Here is an 18,853-nt window from a genome sequence, read left to right on the forward strand (position 1 = left end):
CTTGACAACCGCCCTCGATGTGGCGAATAGTCACCCAGCACCGTTCCCGCCCCGCCGCACACCTCCGTCACCCCGTGACCGCGCCCGTGCGGGCCCCCGCCCGGAAAGGTCCCTGCCGTGCTCCTAGAGAACCCACTCGTCCTGATCCTGTTGGGTGCCGGAATCAGCCTGGTCACCAGTGTCGTCGTGACCGGCTTCCAGGCACGCCTCGTCAGACGCGGCGACACCCGCACCGCGTCCCGCGCCTCCGCGCGGAACCTCACCAGCGCCTTCATCGCCGAGCGTGACACGTCCGACCAGCAGGAGAGCTTCCTCGCCGAGGCGGAACTGACGGTCATGTCGATGACCGACCGCAAGACCCGCGACCGGCTGCGCGACGTCATCCGCATGCTGCGCGAGCGGACGCTGCCCGAGGTCGAGGAACTCAGCGGAGTCAAGTCCGAGCGCGCCCGCCAACTGCTGTGCGACCACGCGCTGGAGGTGCTCGGCGCACACCTGCGCTCCGAGCGGCTGCCCGAGGTACCCGCCCCGGTCCGCAAGATGCTGTCCGTGGAGGAGGAGGCGCTGAGCATCCACTCCGGCGAGACTCCACGCCCCGTCAGCGAGCCCATCACCAAGAGCGCGGTCACGGCGCGCCCCCGGCACACCGAGGGCGCCAAGCCCGCCTCTCCCGCCCGCAAGAACACCAAGCCCGCCGCCAAACCCGCCGCCAAACCCGCCGCGAAGCCCGCGGCCAAGGGCGGACGCTCCGCCACCGCCACCGCGGAGGAGGAGCCCCAGAAGGAAAGCGCCTTCTGGGACGACTGACCCCGACCCGGAGAACACCGGGTCTTCGCGCGCAGAACCGGGCCGCGGGTTCCGGCACCGCGCCGACGCCCTGTCCAGGAGGTTTTCCCACGGCCCCTGAGGGGAAAGTCAGGCGCACAGGCTCCACAGGACAACCACGGGGCTGAGGAATTGTGCGGCGCAATTGTGGTCAGGTATCCCGCTCAAGGACGACCCGGGCGCGCGGTGGCGAAGAACTTCGCCTAGGATCTCTGCCACGCGCGGTTTTCCCGTGTCGTTGGCAGCAGCCGTTTCCTGGTGCTGCCGGTGCCCCGTGGGCCGTCCCCAGTCCCCCAGGAGGCCCCGGACTCGGCAATCACCCGTCTCCGCTGCCCCGCGCGATCTCCGCATTCCCTTGGACGCGTGAGCCTCCAGACCGGTGTCCGACCGTTGGCACGCCCCGCTGTCCGAACTCACCGAGATTGCACGATGCCCGCTGACGAGAACTCCGCCGACTCAGGCGCGGATCACACACCAGACGAGACGCCCGAGAACGGCTCTGGTCCCGAGGACACCGGTTCCGACCGGGCCGGGGCCACCCGCCCGAATGACCGGGACGACCCCGGTGGGACGGTCCCGGGGTCCCCCGAGAACGGGGACGAGAACGGGGACGGGGACGGCTCACGGGACGCCGAGCCTCCCGAGGACTCCGGTGACGGGAACGAGGACGAGGGCGAGGACGGCAAGGCCGCTGCCTCCGTTCCCCCGGTCCGCGGAAAACGGCGCCGCGTGCGCCGGATCCTGATGTGGACCGCCGTGGGCCTGGTACTCGTCCTGGCCGCCGGAGCCGCCACCGCCTACGGCTACTACCACTCGCTGCGCTCGGGCATGGTCCAGCACGACATCGACTCGGCCCTCCAGGAGGAGGACCGCCCCGAGCGGATCAACGACGCGGTCAACGTCCTCTTCATGGGCACCGACGGCTACGAGGAGGGGAGCACCGCCTACACGCAGGAGTTCGAGGGCGAGCGCTCGGACGCGATCATGCTGGCGCACATCTCGCCCGAGAAACGGGTCTCGGTGATCAGTTTCCCCCGGGACTCCCTGGTGGACCTGCCCCAGTGCGCCCCCTACGGCGAGACCGAGGGCACGCAGGCCTACTTCGGCATGATCAACGCGGCGATGTACCACGGCGGCCCGCCCTGCGTGGTCCGCACCATCGAGTCGCTCACCGGCATCCGGATCGACCACTTCGTGCACCTGAGCTTCATGAGCTTCCGCGACGTGGTGAACGCCATCGGCGGCGTGGACATCTGCATCCCCGAGCCGATGCAGGACAGCCGTTCCGACCTCGACCTCGAAGCGGGACAGCAGATACTCAACGGGGACGAGGCGCTGTCGTTCGTCCGGGCGCGCTACGAGATCGGCAACGGCAGCGACATCGGCCGCATCGACCGCCAGCAGATGTTCCTGGCCGCCCTCGCCGACCAGGTGACCAGCAACGACGTACTGAGCAGCCCGGCCAAGCTGAACGGCATCCTCCAGGCTGTGGCCCGCAACAGCGCCACCGACCAGGCGCTCACGCTCGACAGGATGCTCTCGCTCGCCGTGACCCTCTCGGGTGTGGACCTGACCGACATCGATTTCCACACCGTTCCCTGGTACCAGGCACCCTTCGACCCCAACCGGGTCATGTGGTACGAGGAGGAGGCCGCGGCGCTGTTCACCGCCGTGCGCGAGGACCGACCCGTGAGCGCGCTGACGGCCGACGACGCGGCGGCGCCGCAGGACCCGCCCGGCACCTCGCCCTCACCGGTGGACATCTCCTCCGCGAACGCGTCCCCGCCGGATGTCCCGGAGTCCGCCCGTCCGGGCCAGGGACGCGACGCCACGTCCGACCCGTGTGCCGACGGCCTGGGCTTCGGCACGGGGGAGGAGACCGAGTAGGTGCCGAGCGGGCGTTCTTCGGAGCGCCGGCGGGCCGGCACCGGATACGCCCGGAGCTCCCAGGCTCCGGACACGACGAGACCGCGGCTCCGGATCCCCCCAGGTCCGGAGCCGCGGTGCGCCTCGGGCGGCGGGAACTCGACTCCTCCGCCGGTACGCGCCTGGAACCCCCACAGTTCCGTTCGGCGCCCCAGTCAGCGGTGGATGGTCCCGCTCACCGCCCGAGGCCGGTGCGCCCGCCGATCACGGCGGGCGCACGTTCCAGGAAGGTCAGACGAGGCCGCCGGACAGCGTGTCGTCCAGCGCACCGGTGTCGACGTCGGGCCGGCCCAGCTCGGGCATGCCCTCCACGCCGACCAGGTCGTTGCCCAGCGAGTCGCCGCCGGGCGCCAGCTGCGTCGTGCGCGCGGTGTCGGCGACCAGTCCGGTGGCGTCGGCGACCTCGGGCACCGGCAGCGGTCCGACCGGAGCGTCGCCGATGAGCTGGGGCAGGGCGCTGCTCCCGGCGGACATGGGCACCACGTCGTCGGACAGCACCAGCTCGGAGACGATGTCACCGGCGCCGCCGGTCAGGTCGGTGTTCTCTCCGTTGACGGGAGCGACCGGGCCGTCCATGGCAGCGGACAGGGGCAGCGGCTCACCGGGGGTGGGCAGGGTGGCGTCGAGGCCGTTCAGGTCGCCGCCGACCTCGTGGGTGCCCCGCTCGACCGCCGAGCCCAGCTGGTCGACGGCGGCGTCGACCTCCTCCGTGGAGTCGGACAGGGGCACGGGCGACTCGGTGTGGCTCAGCGGCAGCGTGCCACCGCCCAGACCCAAACCGCTCAGCACGTCCGTACCACCCAGCAGACCCGACAGCGGGTCCGACGACACCGGGCTCGCGGAGGGCGGAGCAGCGTGCGACAGCGGCAGCGTGCCACCGCCCAGACCCAAACCGCTCAGCACGTCCGTACCACCCAGCAGACCCGACAGCGGGTCCGACGGAGCCCGGTCTGCGCTCTGGGCCAGCGGCAGGCCGTCGGCCGCGGTGTTCAGGTCCAGCGGACCGACGTCGGCGGCGTTGTCCTCGCCGGTCCCGATCGGGGCGTCGGTGGAGACGGTGTCCCCGACGACTCCGCCGAAGGGCTGCCCGGGCGCGGACTGGCGGCGCACGTCGGGCTGGGCGGAGAGCTGGCCGGGCTCGACCCTGACCAGCTCGCCCAGGGGCGTGGAGACACCTTCCGTCAGCGACGCCGGGACCTGGCCGCCCAGGTCGTTCAGGGGCAGCCCGTCCGTGACGCCGCCGAGGGTGTCCGCTCCCGAGATCCCGGCTCCCAGGGCGACGAAACCCGCGGTGCCGGCGGCCACCAGCATGGTCCTTGCGGAGGTGCGGGCGGTGTTGAACATGTGTGGTCCTTCCGGAGTGTCGTATGTGGCTGTCGTGGGCGGACCGGGTCGTCCGCCGCCCGACGGATCCGCTCCCCCGGCCGGGAGGAGGGTCCGTCTGGTTCGAGCTTTCCGGTGGGGGAGCCTGTCGCACCTGGAGGGAGCGACGGAGCTCGGCCGGTCATCAGTCGTGGGTCTGGCTGTCCACTGACTGACGTGAACCCCGCGGTCGGGTGCGCGGCTCACGTCAATCACCAGAGGCATCCGGGTTCATGGCTCACCGTGGTCGTCCGTGAGCGTCCCGGGGCTGGGAAGGGCGTGCCAGAAGACAGGTCGCGGAGCGACCGGCCGGGGAGGGCCCGCTAGTCGGGCGAGAAGGTCGGCTCGTCGGCGGACTCGGCGGGAACCGAGCGCAGGACGTGCCAGGCGGCCTGGAGATGGCCGGGGAGCGGAGCGGGAGCGCCGGTGGCGGGCAGATAGCCCGCGACGCCGCCGGTCGCGCCACTCGGCGCGGAGCCGGTGGCGGTGGTGTTCGGTGCCGAGGAGGCGACGGCCTCGTCCATGAGGGGCACGGGAGCGCTCTCGGCGGTTCTGCCGGTGGAGTACCGCGCCGCGGTGTCCGAGGTGCTGTGGAGTGCGGTGGCGACCGTGCCGTCAGCACCGTGGACCGGACCGGTCAGGACGGCGCCGCCCTCCCGAGGCCGTGCGTCCCCGTCCGGGCCGGTGCCCTCGGCGGACGGCTCCTCGGCTGCCGGTGCCGTGTCGGACACGGCGTCCGTGGCGAGGCGGTCCTCCACGAAGGCGGGCGTCCCGTGGACGGTGTCGCGCACCTGCTGCGCGACGCCGTTACCCCTGGTACCCCTGGCCCCGATGGCAGGGGGGACGGCGGCGGGGGTGTCGAACACCATGCGGGTGGTCTTCCTCCCCGCGGCGGCGACCGCCCCGTCCAGAGGCTTGTCAAGCCTGGCGGGGGCCGCCGGGACGTGGCGCTCCGTGTCCGTGCGAGCGGAAGCGTCCGTGCGCACGGAACCAGCCCGGCCGTTGGGAGCCCGGCCTGCGTCGGCCGCGGTGGTCTGGGCGGCGTTCGGCCGACCCGTACCCGCCTGGCTCGTACCCGACTGAGCCGTACCCGCCTGGCTCGTACCCGACTGAGCCGCGCCCGCCTGGCCCGTACCCGACTGAGCTGTGCCCGACCGGCCCGCGTTCGGACGGGCCGCGTCGTTGGCCTGCTCCGGGGGCGTCTGCCCCGCGGGAGCCTTCTCGCCGACGACGGGTCCGGCCTGGTGCGCCGGGTTCCCGGCCCCGTGGGCCGGTGCGCTGGGCGCCGGGTTCTCCTGCGCCAGCACGGAGTCGGAGGTGGCCAGCCAGGCGCCGGCCAGGACCCCGAAGACCAGGGCGGCGAGCAACAGCGCTCGTCGGGCCGACGCCGGGAGCACGGCGGAACGAACGCCGGAGGCGTTCGTGAGACCGTGGACTCCAGACACCGGGGTTCCTTCCGCCATGGGACGCGGGCTGACACGGGGGCCGGTCACGGTGCCGTGGACAGTGCGTGCCGGGCCGCGGAACGCGAGGTCGGGTGACCTTCGTGCGCTCGCTGGACGCGACGTTAGCATGAATTAGACGACCGGAACCCTCAATCCCCAGGAATTCCTGCCCCTCCGGAACCGGCCCCTGAACAGCAGATGTGGCAAACCGGAGAAAAACCAACGACAATTCGACCATTACGCCCCAGGAAAAGCGCGCATTGCCAGACCGTCCGACCGGCTCTGCGGAGGTTGACCCACACATGACCGAGATTCCCCAGAGCCATTCACTGTCCCCCAAGGGCCTGGACGACCTGCTAACCGAGGTGCACTCACTGGACTCGCGCCTGTCCGCGCACGGCCGTGTCCACTCGCTGCTCCAGGCGGTCCTGACCATCGGCGGCGACCTGGACCTGGCGACCGTGCTGCGCAGGCTGACCGAGGTGGCCGCGCAGTTGGCCGGTGCGCGGTACGCGGGCCTCGGCGTGGTGGACGAGGACGGCGGGTTCAGCGAGTTCATCCCCGTGGGGATCAGCGAGGAACAGGCCGCGAAGATCCACCGGTTCCCCCACGGCAGGGGCGTGCTGGGGGTGCCGCTGCACGAGCGGGCCCCGCTGCGCCTGACCGACCTGCGCGAGCACCCCGACTTCGAGGGGTTCCCCGACGGGCACCCGCACATGGGCGGCTTTCTCGGCGTTCCCATCCAGGTCCGGGACGAGGTGTTCGGCAACCTCTACCTCACCGAGAAGGCCAACGGAGGGGAGTTCGACGAGGAGGACGAGGCGATGGTCACCGCACTGGCCACCGCGGCCGGTATGGCGATCGAGAACGCGCGCCTGTACGAGGAGGCGCGGCTGCGCGAGCGGTGGCTGGCGGCGTCCACCGAGATCACCACCCGCCTGCTGTCGGGCGCCGACACCACCGAGGTGCTCGCCCACATGGCGGCACAGGCCCGGGAGATCGGCGACGCGGACACGGCCGTGGTCATGCTGCCCGACTCCCGTGCCCGGGGGCACCTGTTCGCGGAGATCGCGGACGGTCCCATAGCGCAGGAGATCCTGGGGACGCCGGTCGAGATCCACGACTCCGTCTGCGGATGGGTGTACGAGACGGGCGAGGCCACGGGGATCCCCGACCTGGGCCGGGCGAACTGCCCGATGCTCACCCACCGCGGCTACGGCCCCGGCCTGGTGGTGCCCCTGGGCACACCGGGGAACACGCGCGGGGTGCTGCTGCTGGGCAAACTGTCCGACCGGGTACCGTTCACCGCGGCGATACGCCGCATGCTGCACGGATTCTCGGTGCAGGCCGCGGTGGCCCTCGAACTGGCCGAGGCGCGGCGCGACACCGAGCGCCTGGTGGTGCTGGAGGAGCGCGACCGGATCGCCAAGGACCTGCACGACGTGGTGATCCAGCGGCTGTTCGCGTCGGCGATGACGCTGATGAGCACCATGCGGCTGATCACCTCTCCCGAGGCCGAGGAGCGGGTGCAGCGGACCATCGACGAACTGGACGGCACCATCCGGGAGATCCGCTCGACGATCTTCGACCTCCAGAACCCGCCGAGTCACATGGACACGTCGCTGCGCGAGCGCATCCTGAGGCTGGCCGAGAACACCGCGCACAGCCTGGGCTGCCATCCGGGGGTGAGCCTGGACGGGCCGATCGACGCCTCCGTGCCCGACGACATCGGCGAACAGCTGCTCGCGGTGCTCGGCGAGGGACTGACCAACGTGGCCCGGCACGCGCGTGCCACGGAGGTACACGTGTCGGTGGTGGTGGAGGAGACCACGACCACGGGCCACTCCACGGTCCTCACGCTGACGGTGACCGACAACGGCGTGGGCCTGCCCGAGGAGGGGCGGCGCAGCGGACTGCGCAACCTGGAGCAGCGGGCCCGGGCACTGGGCGGCGGGTTCACCGCGAGCAGGAACGAGGGAGGGGGCACGGTGCTGGTGTGGCGGGTGCCCGTCCCCGACGGCGCCGTGCCGCCTCCGAGCAGCTTCTGAGCCGCCGCGGAGCCCGGTCCACCGGTTCAACCGCCGAGGACGGGGACCCGGAAGCGGGCGGAGGAGGCGGCAGCGGCGGCGTTGACCACCCGCTGGTCGACGGTTCCCAGGGCCATGCCGCCCTCAGTAGCGACGGCCGCGCAGCTCGGCGACGAGCACGGCGGCCTGCGTGCGGCGCTTGAGGTCCAGCTTGGACAGCAGGGCGGACACGTAGTTCTTCACGGTCTTCTCCGCCAGGTACAGGCGCTCGCCGATCTGCCGGTTGGTCATCCCCTCGCCGATGAGGTCGAGGATCTGCCGTTCCTGCGGAGTCAGCTCGGCCAGCGGGTCCGGCTCGGCCTGGGCTCCGCGCAGCCGCTCCAGCATCGCGCCGGTGCTGCCCGAGTCCAGCAGCGAGCCGCCGGAGGCCACGGTGCGCACCGCGCCCACGAGGTCGGCGCCGTGGATCTGCTTGAGCACGTACCCGGCCGCGCCGGCCATGACGGCGTCGTACAGGGCGTCGTCGTCGGCGAACGACGTCAGCATCAGACAGGCGATCTCGGGGTGGTCCGAGCGGATCTCCCGGCACACCTGCACGCCCGATCCGCCGGGCAGCCGCACGTCGAGGACCGCGACGTCGGGCAGTACCACCGGGATCCGCGCCAGCGCCTGCTCGGCCGTCCCGGCCTCACCGACGACGGTCATGTCGTCCTCGGTCTCCAGCAGAGCGGCCACACCACGGCGGACCACCTCATGGTCGTCCACCAGGAACACCCTGATCTGCTTGCGAGCGCCCTTGGCTCCACCGCCCGTCATCGGCCCATCCTCATCCCTGTGTCACCGCGATCCAGACACCGCTCCGAGGAAAACGGTAATACGTGCGAAGGGCAACGCGTGGGTCGTTAGGCACCGAACTGCCCGGACGAAGGTCCCGTAAAGGGATAATTCACCTTCGCCCGGGGGCAAAGAACCTGATCACCCCAGGTACGAACATCATCACCCGTATCTGGGGCCACAGTACAAATCCGGTGTCACGGCCTCCGGTCAGCCCAGGGTCGGGCGATCTCGAAGGCGCGGCAGGCCGCCAGCACCCGGGCGTCGGTGTGACGGGGCCCGACCACCTGGAGCCCCACCGGCAGGCCCGCCGAGGTGAATCCGCACGGCACGCTCGCGGCGGGCTGCTGGGTCATGTTGAACGGGTAGCTGAACCCCGCCCACGCGGTCCACCGCTCGCCCTCCAGCTCCGGCGGCGACTCCAGCCCCGCCTCGAACGCCGTGATCGGCACCGCCGGGGTCAGCAGCAGGTCGTGGTCGGCGTGGAAGCGGCCCATCCGGGCACCCATCTCCATCCGCAGGGCCATCGCGGTCAGGTAGTCCTTCGCCGAGTAGGTCAGCCCCTCCTCGGCGATCTCCCGCAGCCCCGGGTCGAGCAGGTCCCGCTGCCGGTCGGTGAGCTTGTCCGTGGCCTTGGCCACTCCGGAGTACCACAGTACGTGGAAGGCCTCCCGGGAGTCGGGCAGGTCGGGATCGGTCTCCTCCACCCGGGCGCCCAGCGCCTCGAACACGGCGACCGCTTCGGCCACCGCCCGGGACACCTCGGGGTCCACGTCCAGCCCGCCCAGGGTGGGGCTGTAGGCGATCCGCATGCCACGCACCAACTCCTCGGCGTCGGTGCGCAGCCGCACGTCGCCGATACCGTGCGCGGGCGGCGGCAGCGCGGCCCAGTCGCGCGGGTCCGGCTGGGCGACGACCTCCAGCATCAGCGCCATGTCGCCCACGGTGCGGGCCAGCGGTCCGGTGTGCGCCAGCGAGCCGAACGGGCTGGCCGGGTAGTGCGACACCAGGCCCCACGTGGGTTTGATCCCGCAGACACCGCTGAAGCTGGCCGGGATGCGGATCGAGCCGCCGCCGTCGGTGCCGGTGGACAGCGGACCCATCCCGGACGCCACCGCCGCCGCGGACCCGCCGCTGGAACCGCCCGGGGTGGTGGACAGGTCCCACGGGTTGCGGGTGACACCGGTGAGCGGCCCGTCGGTGACGCCCTTCCACGCCAGCTCGGGCGTGGTGGTCTTGCCGACGAGGACCGCGCCGCTCTCCCGCAGGCGGGCCGTCACCGGGGAGTCCTCCTCCCACGGCCCCTCCTGGGAGCTGGTGACCGACCCCTTCAACGTGGGCCATCCCCTGGTGAGGTGGATGTCCTTGACCGAGGTCGGCACCCCGTCCAGGACACCGACGGGCTCGCCGCGGCGCCACCGCTCGGCGGACGCACGGGCCGCCTCACGGGCCTCGTCCGGACGCACCAGGCAGAACGCGTTGAGCGCCGGGTTGTCCCGGTCGATGCGCTCCAGGACGGCCTCGACGGCGTCCACGGGGGACAGGTCCCCGGCGGCGTAGGCCGCGAGCAGCTGCTCCGCGGACAGGTCGGCCGGTGTCGCGGGCTCGCCGGACCGCGCGTGCGGAACCGCGGCGGCCTCCAGCGCGCCCTCGGCCGTGCCGACGGCTGCTCCCGCGTCCTCGGTCCCGGCCCGGTCGGAACGGATCGTCACTTCAGCCTCCCATGTCACGCCATCAGGGGTCAGCCGGGCACGTAGCCGCGGCTTTTGTCGACCACGTTGAGCAGTTCCCGCCCGTCCAGATAGCGGGCGAGGTTGTCGAGGAACAGGTCCATGAGGTCGTCGCGCCAGCCGACGACGTCACCGGACATGTGCGGTGAGACCACCGAACCGGGCAGCCACCACAGGGGGGAGGTCGCCTTGAGCGGTTCGTCCTCGAACACGTCCAGCGCGGCACCGGCGATGACACCGCCCTCCAGGGCGTCGACCAGGTCGGACTGGACCACGATGGGCCCGCGCGCCACGTTGACGAGCCGCGCGGTGGGCTTCATCAGTCCCAGGAAGCGACGGTCGACCAGGCCGCGGGTGGAGTCGGTGAGCGGTGCCGCGACCACCACGTAGTCGGCCTCGGGCAGCTCGCCGAGCAGGGTCGGGCCGCCGTCGGAGCCGCGGTCGGAGAGGCTGGACTCGACCACGGTGCCGAAGTCGGGGTCCCCCTCGCGCGCGTGGCTGCCGGAGGCGCGCACGTCCATGCCCACGGCCGTCAGCTTGCGGGCGATGTGGCGGCCGATCGGCCCGGTCCCCACCACGAGGGCCCGCCTACCCGACACCCGCTCGGTCTCCCGGTGCTCCCAGCGGCGTTCGCGCTGGTGGTCCCAGGTCTGATGGAAGCCCTTGGCGAACGCGGCGACCTGGCCGAGCACGTACTCGGCGATGGGCTCGTCGAAGACCCCGCGCGAGTTGGTGACCGCGGCGTCGCTGCCGACCAGGCCGGGGAACATGAGGTTGTCCACCCCGGCGGTGGCGGCGTGCACCCAGGCCAGGGAGTCGGCCTCGGGCCAGGCGGAGGCGAGTGCCTCGGTGAACAGGTCCCACACCAGCAGCACGTGCGTACCGGGCAGCTTGGCCGGTAGCTCGTCGGCGGTGGCGTAGACGACCTCGCCGAGGCGTGGATCATCGTCTATCCGCTTGTGTCCGGGCGGTAGGGCCCCGCCGTGGAGGACGAGGACTCTGGGACTGTTCGGTGAGGTGAGACGGTTCACGGGCGTATGCACTCTCCGGTTGGCTGCGGCGGTTCAGAGAGGTCGTCGGGAATGCGGGGATCGCCCTGCATGGGAAACGCTAGGGAGCCGACATAGGATTGTCAACAATCAACAAATCGGTCGTTCCCCCCGAACCGGGACCTCTCTCACCACCTCTGACGCGCCCGGGATACCCACTCACACCGGGGTTATTGCCGCATCCCGACTGTGGACCATAGGATTGTCGACAATCAGCATCCCTGTTGCGGGGGCTGTTCCCCGCAAGTCCGCTGTCCGCCGTCGAAGGGACGACCCAGTTGCCCAGGTACATGACCATCACCCTGGCCAGACGCGGGGTCTCCTGCGTGGCCGAACTCCTGGACAAGGACGCGCCCCGCACCTGTGAGGCGGTGTGGAACGCCCTGCCGCAGGGCGACGCCGTCCAGCACGCCAAGTACGCGCGCAACGAGGTCTACACGATGGTGCCGAGGTTCGCCGGGGCCGAGCCCGGCCAGGAGAACCCCACCGTCACGCCGATCCCCGGGGACGTCGTCTACTTCTCCTTCGACGGCGGCATGCTCGACCGCTCGTTCAAGGAGGACAAGGGGATCGGCCACCTGCCCGGCGTCATCGACCTCGCCCTGTTCTACGGACGCAACAACCTGCTCCTCAACGGCGACGTCGGCTGGGTTCCCGGCAACGTGTTCGCCACCGTCGTCGAGAACCTGCCCGCCATGGCCGAGGCCTGCAACGACGTCTGGCGCTCCGGGAGCGTCGGCGAACAACTGCTGTACGAACGCCTGGAGCGCTGACCCCGCGCCGGGACCACACGGTGTCCGCACGTCCGCGTCACCACGCACGGGCGGCACCCGTAGCGGCTGTGGGACCGGACACGGGTGGCACCCGCGCCCCGAGCACGGAAGACCACACCCGCGCCGACGGAGAACGACAACGCATTCCCGGGAGGTGAGTGACCGATGCGGACCGATGGAGACCACATGAAGGACACCGAAGCGGAGCACCAGATCGTCGAGCTGGCCGCGAGCACGCGAACGCCGTGGCAGGCGGGAGTCGGTGTCATCGCGCCCTACGACTTCGCGCTCGACCGCGAGTTGTGGCGCTGGACGCCGGACGACGTCTCGTTGCATGTCACGCGGCTGCCGTACGTACATGTACCTGTGACGGTGGACCAGGCAGCCGCCCTGTGCCAGGAGGAGAACGTGGCCCCGGCGGTCCGCGCACTGCTCGCCCCCGAACCGCTGGCCATCGGCTACGCGTGCGCCTCGGGCAGCTTCGTGCACGGCCGGGAGGGGGAGCAGCGCCTGTACCAGGCCATGGTGGACGCCGGCGCGCCCGCCGCCGTCACCACCTCCGGAGCGCTGGTCCGGGCCCTGGACGCGCTCGGCGTCGACCGGATCGCGGTCGTCACGCCCTACGTGGACAGCGTGACCGACCGGCTCCTGTCCTACCTCGCCGAGCACCACGTCGCCGTGACCTCCAGCGTGGGGCTGGGCCTGCTCAGCCACATCTGGCGGGTCACCTACGCCGAGGTGTCCGCGGCGGTGCACTCGGTGGACCGGCCCGACGCCCAGGCGGTGTTCATCAGCTGCACCAACGTACTCACCTACGACATCATCGCGCCGTTGGAGCGGGAGCTGGGAAAGCCGGTGATCGCGGCCAACCAGGTCACCATGTGGGCGGTGATGAGCGCCGCCAAGCGCCAGGCCGTGGCCCACGGTCAGAGCCTGATCAACGTCGCCGCACCGAGCGCCGCGTGACCCCGCGGGCCGTGACGAGAAGGAGAAGCCACATGACCCGCGTCGGTTTCCTCTACCCCGGATTCAGCGCCGAGGACGACTACAAGGCCTTCGCCGACCTGCTCGGAGGGGACGTCGAACTCTCCGTGGTGCACACGCTCATGCGCGAGGACGCACACCGTGTGGACGCCCTGCTCGACGTCGGCGGCGAGGGGGTGCTCGCCAAGGGCGCGCAGGAGCTGGCCGCGATGGAGGTGGACGCGGCGGTGTGGGCGTGCACCAGCGGAAGCTTCGTGTTCGGCTGGGAGGGCGCCCGCAAGCAGGTCGAGGGGGTGCGCCGGGTGACCGGGGCACCGTCGTCGAGCACCTCGTTCGCCTTCGTGCACGCGCTGAGCCAGCTGGGCGTGTCGCGCGTGGCGATCGCCGCCACCTATCCCGACGACGTCTCCCAGCGGTTCGTGGAGTTCCTGGCCGAGGCCGGGGTGACCGTGCTGTCGATGGGCAGCCACGGCATCGCCACCGCCGCCGAGGTCGGCGACCTGGACCCGGACGACGTCCTGGACTTCGTGATCTCCAACGACCACCCGCGGGCCGAGGCCGTCCTGGTGCCGGACACCGCCCTGCACAGCGCCCACCTGATCGATCCCCTGGAGGCGCTGCTCGGCAGGACCGTGCTCACCGCCAACCAGGTGAGCGTGTGGGAGGGGTTGCGCCTGGCGGGGATGACCGCGGGCCGGAGCAGCGGACCGGGAACGCTGTTGCGCTCCGGTTCGGCTGCCGTCAACAGCGCCCTGGCCTCCCGCTAGCCTCGACGGCGTGTCCGCTGTTTCGTCCTGTTATGTCGCGAATCGAAAGGAAGGCAGACCATGCCATCCCCCGGCCAGCTCAGACCCGTGCCCCGGCGCTCCACCGCCGAGCTGATCGCCGACCAGCTGCGATCGGCGATCATGTACGGCTCCCTCGCCCCCGGGGACCAGCTCGGCGAGTCGGAACTGGCCGGACAGCTCGGGGTGAGCCGCGGTCCGCTGCGCGAGGCGATGCAGCGCCTCGTCCAGGAGGGGCTGCTGCGCAGCGAACGGCACAGGGGCCTGTTCGTGCGCGAGCTGGCCCCGGCCGACGTGCGGGACATCTACGTGGCCAGGCTCGCCGTCGAGCGGACCGCGTGCGAGCTGATCATGCGCGGCAACCGGGGTGAGGCGGTCGCACGGCTCACCCCGGCCGTGGACCGGCTCGTCGCGGCGGCGGCCAGCCGGGACCGGAACGCGATGAGTGACGCCGACCAGGCCTTCCACCAGACCCTGGTGAGCTGCGCGGGCAACGGCCGTCTGGAGCGCATGGCGCAGACACTCCTGGTGGAGACGCGGATGTGCCTGACGGTGATGCAGGACGTGTACCCCGAGCCGGAGGAGCTCCTGGACGAGCACCGGCGCATCCTGGACGCGATCGTGTACGGGGCGGAGGGCGAGCTGATGCGGCTGATCGAGACGCACATGACGGACACGGTCGACCGCATCAACAACGGTGCCCGGGGCCCGGAGGCGGACTCCGGCGCCTGACCGCCCCGGCGGAGGCCGGGGCGGCGACACCTCGTTCCTTCGGGAGTCCGCGTGCCGGCGGGAGCGCGGGAGGCGCCGTACCGCACCCCCACGGGCACACGGGTCCCGGACGTCGGTCCGGTCAGATCCCGCCGATCCCCACGTACTTCGTCTCCAGGAACTCCTCGATGCCGACGTTGCCGCCCTCGCGTCCCAGGCCGGAGTGCTTCACCCCGCCGAAGGGAGCGGCCGGGTTGGAGACCACGCCCTGGTTGAGGCCGACCATGCCGGTCTCCAGACCCTCGCTGACCCGCAGGGCCCGGTTGAGGTCGCGGGTGTAGAGGTAGCTGACCAGGCCGTACTCGGTGTCGTTGGCGACCCGCAGCGCCTCCTCCTCGGTCTCGAAGGGCAGCACCGGGGCCACCGGGCCGAAGATCTCGGTGGTGGACAGCTCGGCCTCGAAGGGCACGTCGGCGAGCACGGTGGGCTGGTAGAAGTGCCCTGCGCCCTCACCGGGTCCGCCGCCGACCAGCACGCGGGCGCCCCGGTTCACGGCGTCGTCCACCAGGCGCTGCACCTTGTCCCGGGCCTTGTCGTCGATGAGGGGACCCACGGTGACGCCCTCGTCCAGGCCGCGGCCCATGCGCAGCGCGCCCATGCGCCGGCTGAGGCGCTCGGCGAACTCCTCGGCGACCCCCGCCTGGACGTAGATGCGGTTGGCGGCCGTGCAGGCCTCACCGATGTTGCGCATCTTGGCGAGCATCGCCCCGTCCACGGCGGCGTCCATGTCGGCGTCGTCGAAGACCAGGAAGGGCGCGTTGCCGCCCAGCTCCATGGAGGTGCGCAGGACCTGCCCGGCACTCTGCTCCAGCAGCTTCTTGCCGACCGCGGTGGACCCGGTGAAGGAGACCTTGCGGATGCGTCCGTCGCTCAGCAGCGGCTCCGTGACCGAGCCGGGGTCGGTGGTGGGGATGACGCTGAGGACACCTTCGGGGAGACCCGCCTCGGCCATGATGCCCGCGAGCGCGAGGGCGGACAGGGGCGTCTGCTGGGCGGGCTTGAGCACCATGGTGCACCCGGCGGCGACGGCGGGGCCGATCTTGCGGGTGCCCATCGCCATGGGGAAGTTCCAGGGGGTGATGAGCATGGAGGGACCGACCGGCTGGCGCATGACGAGGAAGCGCGACTTGCCGTCGGGTGAGATGGAGAACCGCCCCTCGATGCGGACGGCCTCCTCGGCGAACCAGCGCAGGAACTCCGCGGCGTAGGCGATCTCCCCCTTGGCCTCGGCCAGGGGCTTTCCCATCTCCAGCGTCATCAGGACCGCCAGGTCCTCCTGGCGCTCCATGAGCAGCTCGTAGCTGCGGTGCAGGATCTCACTGCGCTTCCTCGGCGGCGTCCTCATCCACTCGGACTGGACCCGGTCCGCGGCGTCCAGCGCTTCGAGGGCGTCCTCCTTCCCCGCGTTCGCGACCTCGCAGAGCACCTCGCGGGTGGAGGGGTCCTCCACCGGGAAGGTGTCCCCCGAGGCGGAGTCGCGCCACGTCCCACCGATGAACAGCCTCTTGTCCACCTGCGCGACGACCCGTGCTTCCTGATCCGACATGTTCACTACTCCCGATCGAGAATCGGCCTGTGGTTCGGAACTGCCCCCGGCCTGTGGTCAGAACTGCCCAACGGGCGTCCACTGGACACCGTCACTGCCCGGATGTTTCCATAGCAGCGTCGATTGTCAACAATCCTACGGAACTCGTAACACGGAATCGAGGCATCGCATGGCGGAGCTCTCCCCGATCCTCAAGCAGGCGACCCAGGTCGTGGCCGCACGAGGCGAGGGTGCCTACATCTACGACGAGGACGACCGCCGCTATCTCGACTTCACCGCGGGCATCGGCGTCACCAGCACCGGGCACTGCCACCCCCGGGTCGTGGCCGCCGCGCAGGAGCAGGTGGCCACCCTGATCCACGGTCAGTACACCACCGTGATGCACCGCCCCCTGCTGCGGCTCACCGAGCGGCTCGGGGACGTGCTGCCCGAGGGACTCGACCGGCTGTTCTACGTGAACTCGGGCAGCGAGGCCGTGGAGGCGGCCCTGCGGCTGGCCAGGCAGGCGACCGGCCGGCAGAACGTGATCGTGTTCCAGGGATCGTTCCACGGCCGCACCATGGGCGCCGCGTCGCTGACCACGTCCGGCGTCAAGATCCGTGCGGGTATCGGTCCGCTGATGCCCGGCGTGGCCGTGTCCCCGTTCCCGTACGCCTACCGGCTGGGGATGTCCGAGGCCGACGCGGTCGCGTACGCGCTGCGCGAGCTGGACTACCAGCTCGCCACGGTGACCTCCCCGCAGGACACCGCCGCGGTGTTCGTCGAGCCCGTGCTGGGCGAGGGCGGGTACGTGCCCGTGCCGGACGCCTTCCTCCAGGGGGTGCGCGAGCGCGCCGACCAGCACGGGTTCCTGCTGGTCGCCGACGAGGTGCAGACCGGCTTCGGTCGCACGGGCACGTTCTGGGGGCACGAGCCCTCGGGCATCCGCCCGGATGTGCTCATCACCGCCAAGGGTCTGGCCAGCGGCTTCCCGCTGTCGGCGGTCGCCGCGCCCTCCGCGGTCATGGAGAAGGCGTGGCCGGGTTCCCAGGGCGGGACCTACGGCGGCAACGCGGTCTCCTGCGCCGCCGCGCTCGCCACCCTGGACGTGATCCAGGAGGAGGGCCTGGTGGAGAACGCCGCGCGCATGGGCGAGCGGCTGCGCCTGGGGCTGGAGAAGGTGGCGGAGGCCAACCAGGTGATCGGCGACGTGCGCGGCCGGGGGCTGATGCTCGGCAACGAGTTCACCGCCGCCGACGGGACGCCCGACGGCGCCACCGCGGCGCGTGCCCAGCAGGCCGCCGCCAGGAACGGGCTCCTGCTGCTCACCTGCGGCCCGGAGGGGAACGTGGTACGCATGATCCCGCCGCTGGTCGTCAACGGCGAGCAGGTCGACAACGCGGTGTCCCTGTGGGCGGCCTCCATGGAGGAGGCCGTCGCGGGCTGACCCCGGCCCGTCCCGTCTGTGGACTGCCGCCCCGGCACGGTTTCCGCGCCGGGGCGGTGGCGTGTGTGGGCGGTGGCGTGTACGGACGGACGCTCCGGGGCAACCGTGCGACGGGGCCGTGCGTCGGACACGGGAGGAGTCGGACGGAAGGAGCCCGGTGGCAGGTCGCGGGAGGAAGGCCATGAGCGCCATGGGCGGCGGCTCGCGCCCCGTACTCGATCCCGCGTTGCCGCCCCGCGTCGCACGCGGGCTCGGGAAGCGGCCGTCCGCCCTCGTCCCACGAGCGGCCCGGGCGAGGCAGCCCCGGTTTCCGGACCGAACGCGCATGGCGGCGGGCGGGACGGCGGTGGCCGCGCTGAGCACGGCCTGGATGCTGGGGAGCGGTCCGCTCCTGTCGTGGTCGCCGCTTCCGTACCTCGTCGCCTTCCTGGCCCAGACCGCGGTCGTGGGTGTGGCGGGGTTCGCCGCCACCCGCGTACGGTTCCGGCCCCGGCTTCCCCCGTGGTCGAACACCAGGGCGGGACAACGCTGGTGGAGGGTACTGTCCCTGGGCTTCGCGCCCGCCACCCTGGCGACATGGCTCCTCTTCCCGGCACCGGACTGGCTCTTCACCGCCGGATGGCACGCACCGGGCGCCGTGTACACGGCCGCCGCCCTGTGGGCGGGGTGGTGGTGGCCCCGGAACGACCGGCTGGCGGCGGCGTACGCGGACCGTTACCTGGTGGCCGGCGACCTCGGTCGGCACGGCTCCGAACTGGTACTCCGCGTGCAGAGGACGATCGACGCCGTCGAGGAGGCGGAGCGGCGGCTGGGCGACTCCTTCGACCCGGCGCGGTCGCTGACGGTGCTACGCGACGAGGAGTGGCGGATCGCCTCGATGCTGTACCACCACGGCCGGTTCCGCGAGGAGCACCGCGCCGACTCCCGCGACGCCGTCTCCGACCGGGTGCGTGCCCTGCTGAGCCAACAGCACGAGCGGCAGGAGGCCGCGTACCGCGAGCTGGCGGCACAGGTCGACGCGATCCGTGAGTACGGCGTCGCCGTCGAGGAGGCACTGGATGCCCACACGGAGTGGGAGCAGCTCGAACGGGCGGAGGCGCGCGGCGCACAGCTCACCGAGCTCCTCGCCCGCTCGGCGTCCGACGGGGGCAGCGGTGAGCTGCTCCAGAACGAGGTTCTGGCCGCTCGGGCGGCCAAGGAGGCGCGGGACGAGCTGGTCGGCCGGGCGCTGGAGGCCGGACGCTTCCTGGAGGCGCCGGAGGCCTGACCGGCAGTCGGCCCCGCGGAATCCCGCTGTCCGCCCCGCGGCAACGGATGCCTCCAGACACGCGCGTGCGACGAAAGCGTTCACCCGCGACGCCGAAAACGCT

Annotated in this window: 15 protein-coding genes; 9 read left to right on the top strand and 6 right to left on the bottom strand. The window is 71.7% G+C overall.

Annotation, left to right across the window (positions count from 1 at the left end):
• The first annotated feature begins 117 nt into the window (after nucleotides 1-117).
• Together FYX01_RS15255 and FYX01_RS15260 are read left to right on the top strand one after the other, a co-directional pair.
• Nucleotides 118-807: a hypothetical protein gene (locus FYX01_RS15255; protein ID WP_150241834.1), complete on the top strand. Its 690-nt coding sequence runs from the start codon at nucleotides 118-120 to the stop codon at nucleotides 805-807.
• A 447-nt stretch (nucleotides 808-1,254) separates the two neighbouring features.
• Nucleotides 1,255-2,712 (top strand): LCP family protein, encoded by a 1,458-nt coding sequence (locus tag FYX01_RS15260; protein WP_150241836.1) that lies wholly within the window; start codon nucleotides 1,255-1,257, stop codon nucleotides 2,710-2,712.
• Nucleotides 2,713-2,982: 270 nt separating this feature from the next.
• On the opposite strand, the gene FYX01_RS15265 is transcribed toward FYX01_RS15260, so the two are convergent.
• Together FYX01_RS15265 and FYX01_RS15270 are read right to left on the bottom strand one after the other, a co-directional pair.
• Nucleotides 2,983-4,095 carry a hypothetical protein gene (locus tag FYX01_RS15265; protein WP_150241837.1) on the bottom strand — a complete coding sequence of 371 codons (1,113 nt, stop codon included), beginning with the start codon at nucleotides 4,093-4,095 and terminating at the stop codon, nucleotides 2,983-2,985.
• A gap of 341 nt (nucleotides 4,096-4,436) precedes the next feature.
• Entirely contained in the window at nucleotides 4,437-5,558 is a 1,122-nt protein-coding gene (locus tag FYX01_RS15270) for a hypothetical protein (protein WP_150241839.1), read from the bottom strand.
• Between the two features lie 302 nt (nucleotides 5,559-5,860).
• On the opposite strand from FYX01_RS15270, the gene FYX01_RS15275 reads away from it, so the two are divergent.
• Complete coding sequence (locus tag FYX01_RS15275) at nucleotides 5,861-7,606, top strand: sensor histidine kinase (RefSeq protein ID WP_150241842.1); 1,746 nt, start codon at nucleotides 5,861-5,863, stop codon at nucleotides 7,604-7,606.
• 123 nt (nucleotides 7,607-7,729) lie between these two features.
• Here FYX01_RS15275 and FYX01_RS15280 read toward each other — a convergent pair whose 3' ends face one another.
• The 3 genes from FYX01_RS15280 to FYX01_RS15290 form a co-directional block, all read right to left on the bottom strand.
• A complete protein-coding gene (locus tag FYX01_RS15280; RefSeq protein WP_077692712.1) occupies nucleotides 7,730-8,401 on the bottom strand; it encodes a response regulator in 672 nt (223 codons plus the stop codon).
• A 215-nt stretch (nucleotides 8,402-8,616) separates the two neighbouring features.
• On the bottom strand, nucleotides 8,617-10,131 hold the full coding sequence (locus FYX01_RS15285; RefSeq protein WP_150241844.1) for an amidase: 1,515 nt from the start codon (nucleotides 10,129-10,131) through the stop codon (nucleotides 8,617-8,619).
• Nucleotides 10,132-10,160: 29 nt separating this feature from the next.
• Nucleotides 10,161-11,180 (bottom strand): D-2-hydroxyacid dehydrogenase, encoded by a 1,020-nt coding sequence (locus FYX01_RS15290; RefSeq protein ID WP_150241846.1) that lies wholly within the window; start codon nucleotides 11,178-11,180, stop codon nucleotides 10,161-10,163.
• 308 nt (nucleotides 11,181-11,488) lie between these two features.
• On the opposite strand from FYX01_RS15290, the gene FYX01_RS15295 reads away from it, so the two are divergent.
• From FYX01_RS15295 to FYX01_RS15310, 4 genes are all read left to right on the top strand, one after another.
• Nucleotides 11,489-11,971: a DUF3830 family protein gene (locus FYX01_RS15295; RefSeq protein WP_150241935.1), complete on the top strand. Its 483-nt coding sequence runs from the start codon at nucleotides 11,489-11,491 to the stop codon at nucleotides 11,969-11,971.
• A gap of 165 nt (nucleotides 11,972-12,136) precedes the next feature.
• The gene (locus FYX01_RS15300) at nucleotides 12,137-12,937 is read left to right on the top strand and encodes a maleate cis-trans isomerase family protein (protein WP_150241848.1); all 801 of its coding nucleotides are present in this window, start codon (nucleotides 12,137-12,139) and stop codon (nucleotides 12,935-12,937) included.
• 32 nt (nucleotides 12,938-12,969) lie between these two features.
• Nucleotides 12,970-13,722, top strand: coding sequence for a maleate cis-trans isomerase family protein (locus FYX01_RS15305; RefSeq protein ID WP_150241850.1), 753 nt, complete (start codon nucleotides 12,970-12,972; stop codon nucleotides 13,720-13,722).
• A gap of 60 nt (nucleotides 13,723-13,782) precedes the next feature.
• Nucleotides 13,783-14,472 (top strand): GntR family transcriptional regulator, encoded by a 690-nt coding sequence (locus tag FYX01_RS15310; RefSeq protein WP_150241852.1) that lies wholly within the window; start codon nucleotides 13,783-13,785, stop codon nucleotides 14,470-14,472.
• 121 nt (nucleotides 14,473-14,593) lie between these two features.
• On the opposite strand, the gene FYX01_RS15315 is transcribed toward FYX01_RS15310, so the two are convergent.
• Complete coding sequence (locus FYX01_RS15315) at nucleotides 14,594-16,057, bottom strand: NAD-dependent succinate-semialdehyde dehydrogenase (RefSeq protein ID WP_150241854.1); 1,464 nt, start codon at nucleotides 16,055-16,057, stop codon at nucleotides 14,594-14,596.
• A 169-nt stretch (nucleotides 16,058-16,226) separates the two neighbouring features.
• Here FYX01_RS15315 and FYX01_RS15320 point away from each other — a divergent pair, with 169 nt between their 5' ends.
• Together FYX01_RS15320 and FYX01_RS15325 are read left to right on the top strand one after the other, a co-directional pair.
• The gene (locus tag FYX01_RS15320) at nucleotides 16,227-17,483 is read left to right on the top strand and encodes an aspartate aminotransferase family protein (RefSeq protein WP_150241855.1); all 1,257 of its coding nucleotides are present in this window, start codon (nucleotides 16,227-16,229) and stop codon (nucleotides 17,481-17,483) included.
• Nucleotides 17,484-17,664: 181 nt separating this feature from the next.
• The gene (locus tag FYX01_RS15325; RefSeq protein WP_223830479.1) at nucleotides 17,665-18,750 is read left to right on the top strand and encodes a hypothetical protein; all 1,086 of its coding nucleotides are present in this window, start codon (nucleotides 17,665-17,667) and stop codon (nucleotides 18,748-18,750) included.
• Nucleotides 18,751-18,853 lie beyond the last annotated feature (103 nt).

This window comes from Nocardiopsis quinghaiensis (genome assembly GCF_008638365.1).
Taxonomy (GTDB): domain Bacteria; phylum Actinomycetota; class Actinomycetes; order Streptosporangiales; family Streptosporangiaceae; genus Nocardiopsis; species Nocardiopsis quinghaiensis.

Bases quoted from the DNA above. Each gene is read 5' to 3' on its own strand.
- FYX01_RS15300 (WP_150241848.1), top strand. From the start codon at position 12,137: ATGCGGACCGATGGAGACCACATGAAGGACACCGAAGCGGAGCACCAG.
- FYX01_RS15265 (WP_150241837.1), bottom strand. From the start codon at position 4,095: ATGTTCAACACCGCCCGCACCTCCGCAAGGACCATGCTGGTGGCCGCC.
- FYX01_RS15320 (WP_150241855.1), top strand. From the start codon at position 16,227: ATGGCGGAGCTCTCCCCGATCCTCAAGCAGGCGACCCAGGTCGTGGCC.
- FYX01_RS15310 (WP_150241852.1), top strand. From the start codon at position 13,783: ATGCCATCCCCCGGCCAGCTCAGACCCGTGCCCCGGCGCTCCACCGCC.
- FYX01_RS15315 (WP_150241854.1), bottom strand. From the start codon at position 16,057: ATGTCGGATCAGGAAGCACGGGTCGTCGCGCAGGTGGACAAGAGGCTG.
- FYX01_RS15280 (WP_077692712.1), bottom strand. From the start codon at position 8,401: ATGACGGGCGGTGGAGCCAAGGGCGCTCGCAAGCAGATCAGGGTGTTC.
- FYX01_RS15275 (WP_150241842.1), top strand. From the start codon at position 5,861: ATGACCGAGATTCCCCAGAGCCATTCACTGTCCCCCAAGGGCCTGGAC.
- FYX01_RS15295 (WP_150241935.1), top strand. From the start codon at position 11,489: ATGACCATCACCCTGGCCAGACGCGGGGTCTCCTGCGTGGCCGAACTC.
- FYX01_RS15325 (WP_223830479.1), top strand. From the start codon at position 17,665: ATGAGCGCCATGGGCGGCGGCTCGCGCCCCGTACTCGATCCCGCGTTG.
- FYX01_RS15305 (WP_150241850.1), top strand. From the start codon at position 12,970: ATGACCCGCGTCGGTTTCCTCTACCCCGGATTCAGCGCCGAGGACGAC.
- FYX01_RS15260 (WP_150241836.1), top strand. From the start codon at position 1,255: ATGCCCGCTGACGAGAACTCCGCCGACTCAGGCGCGGATCACACACCA.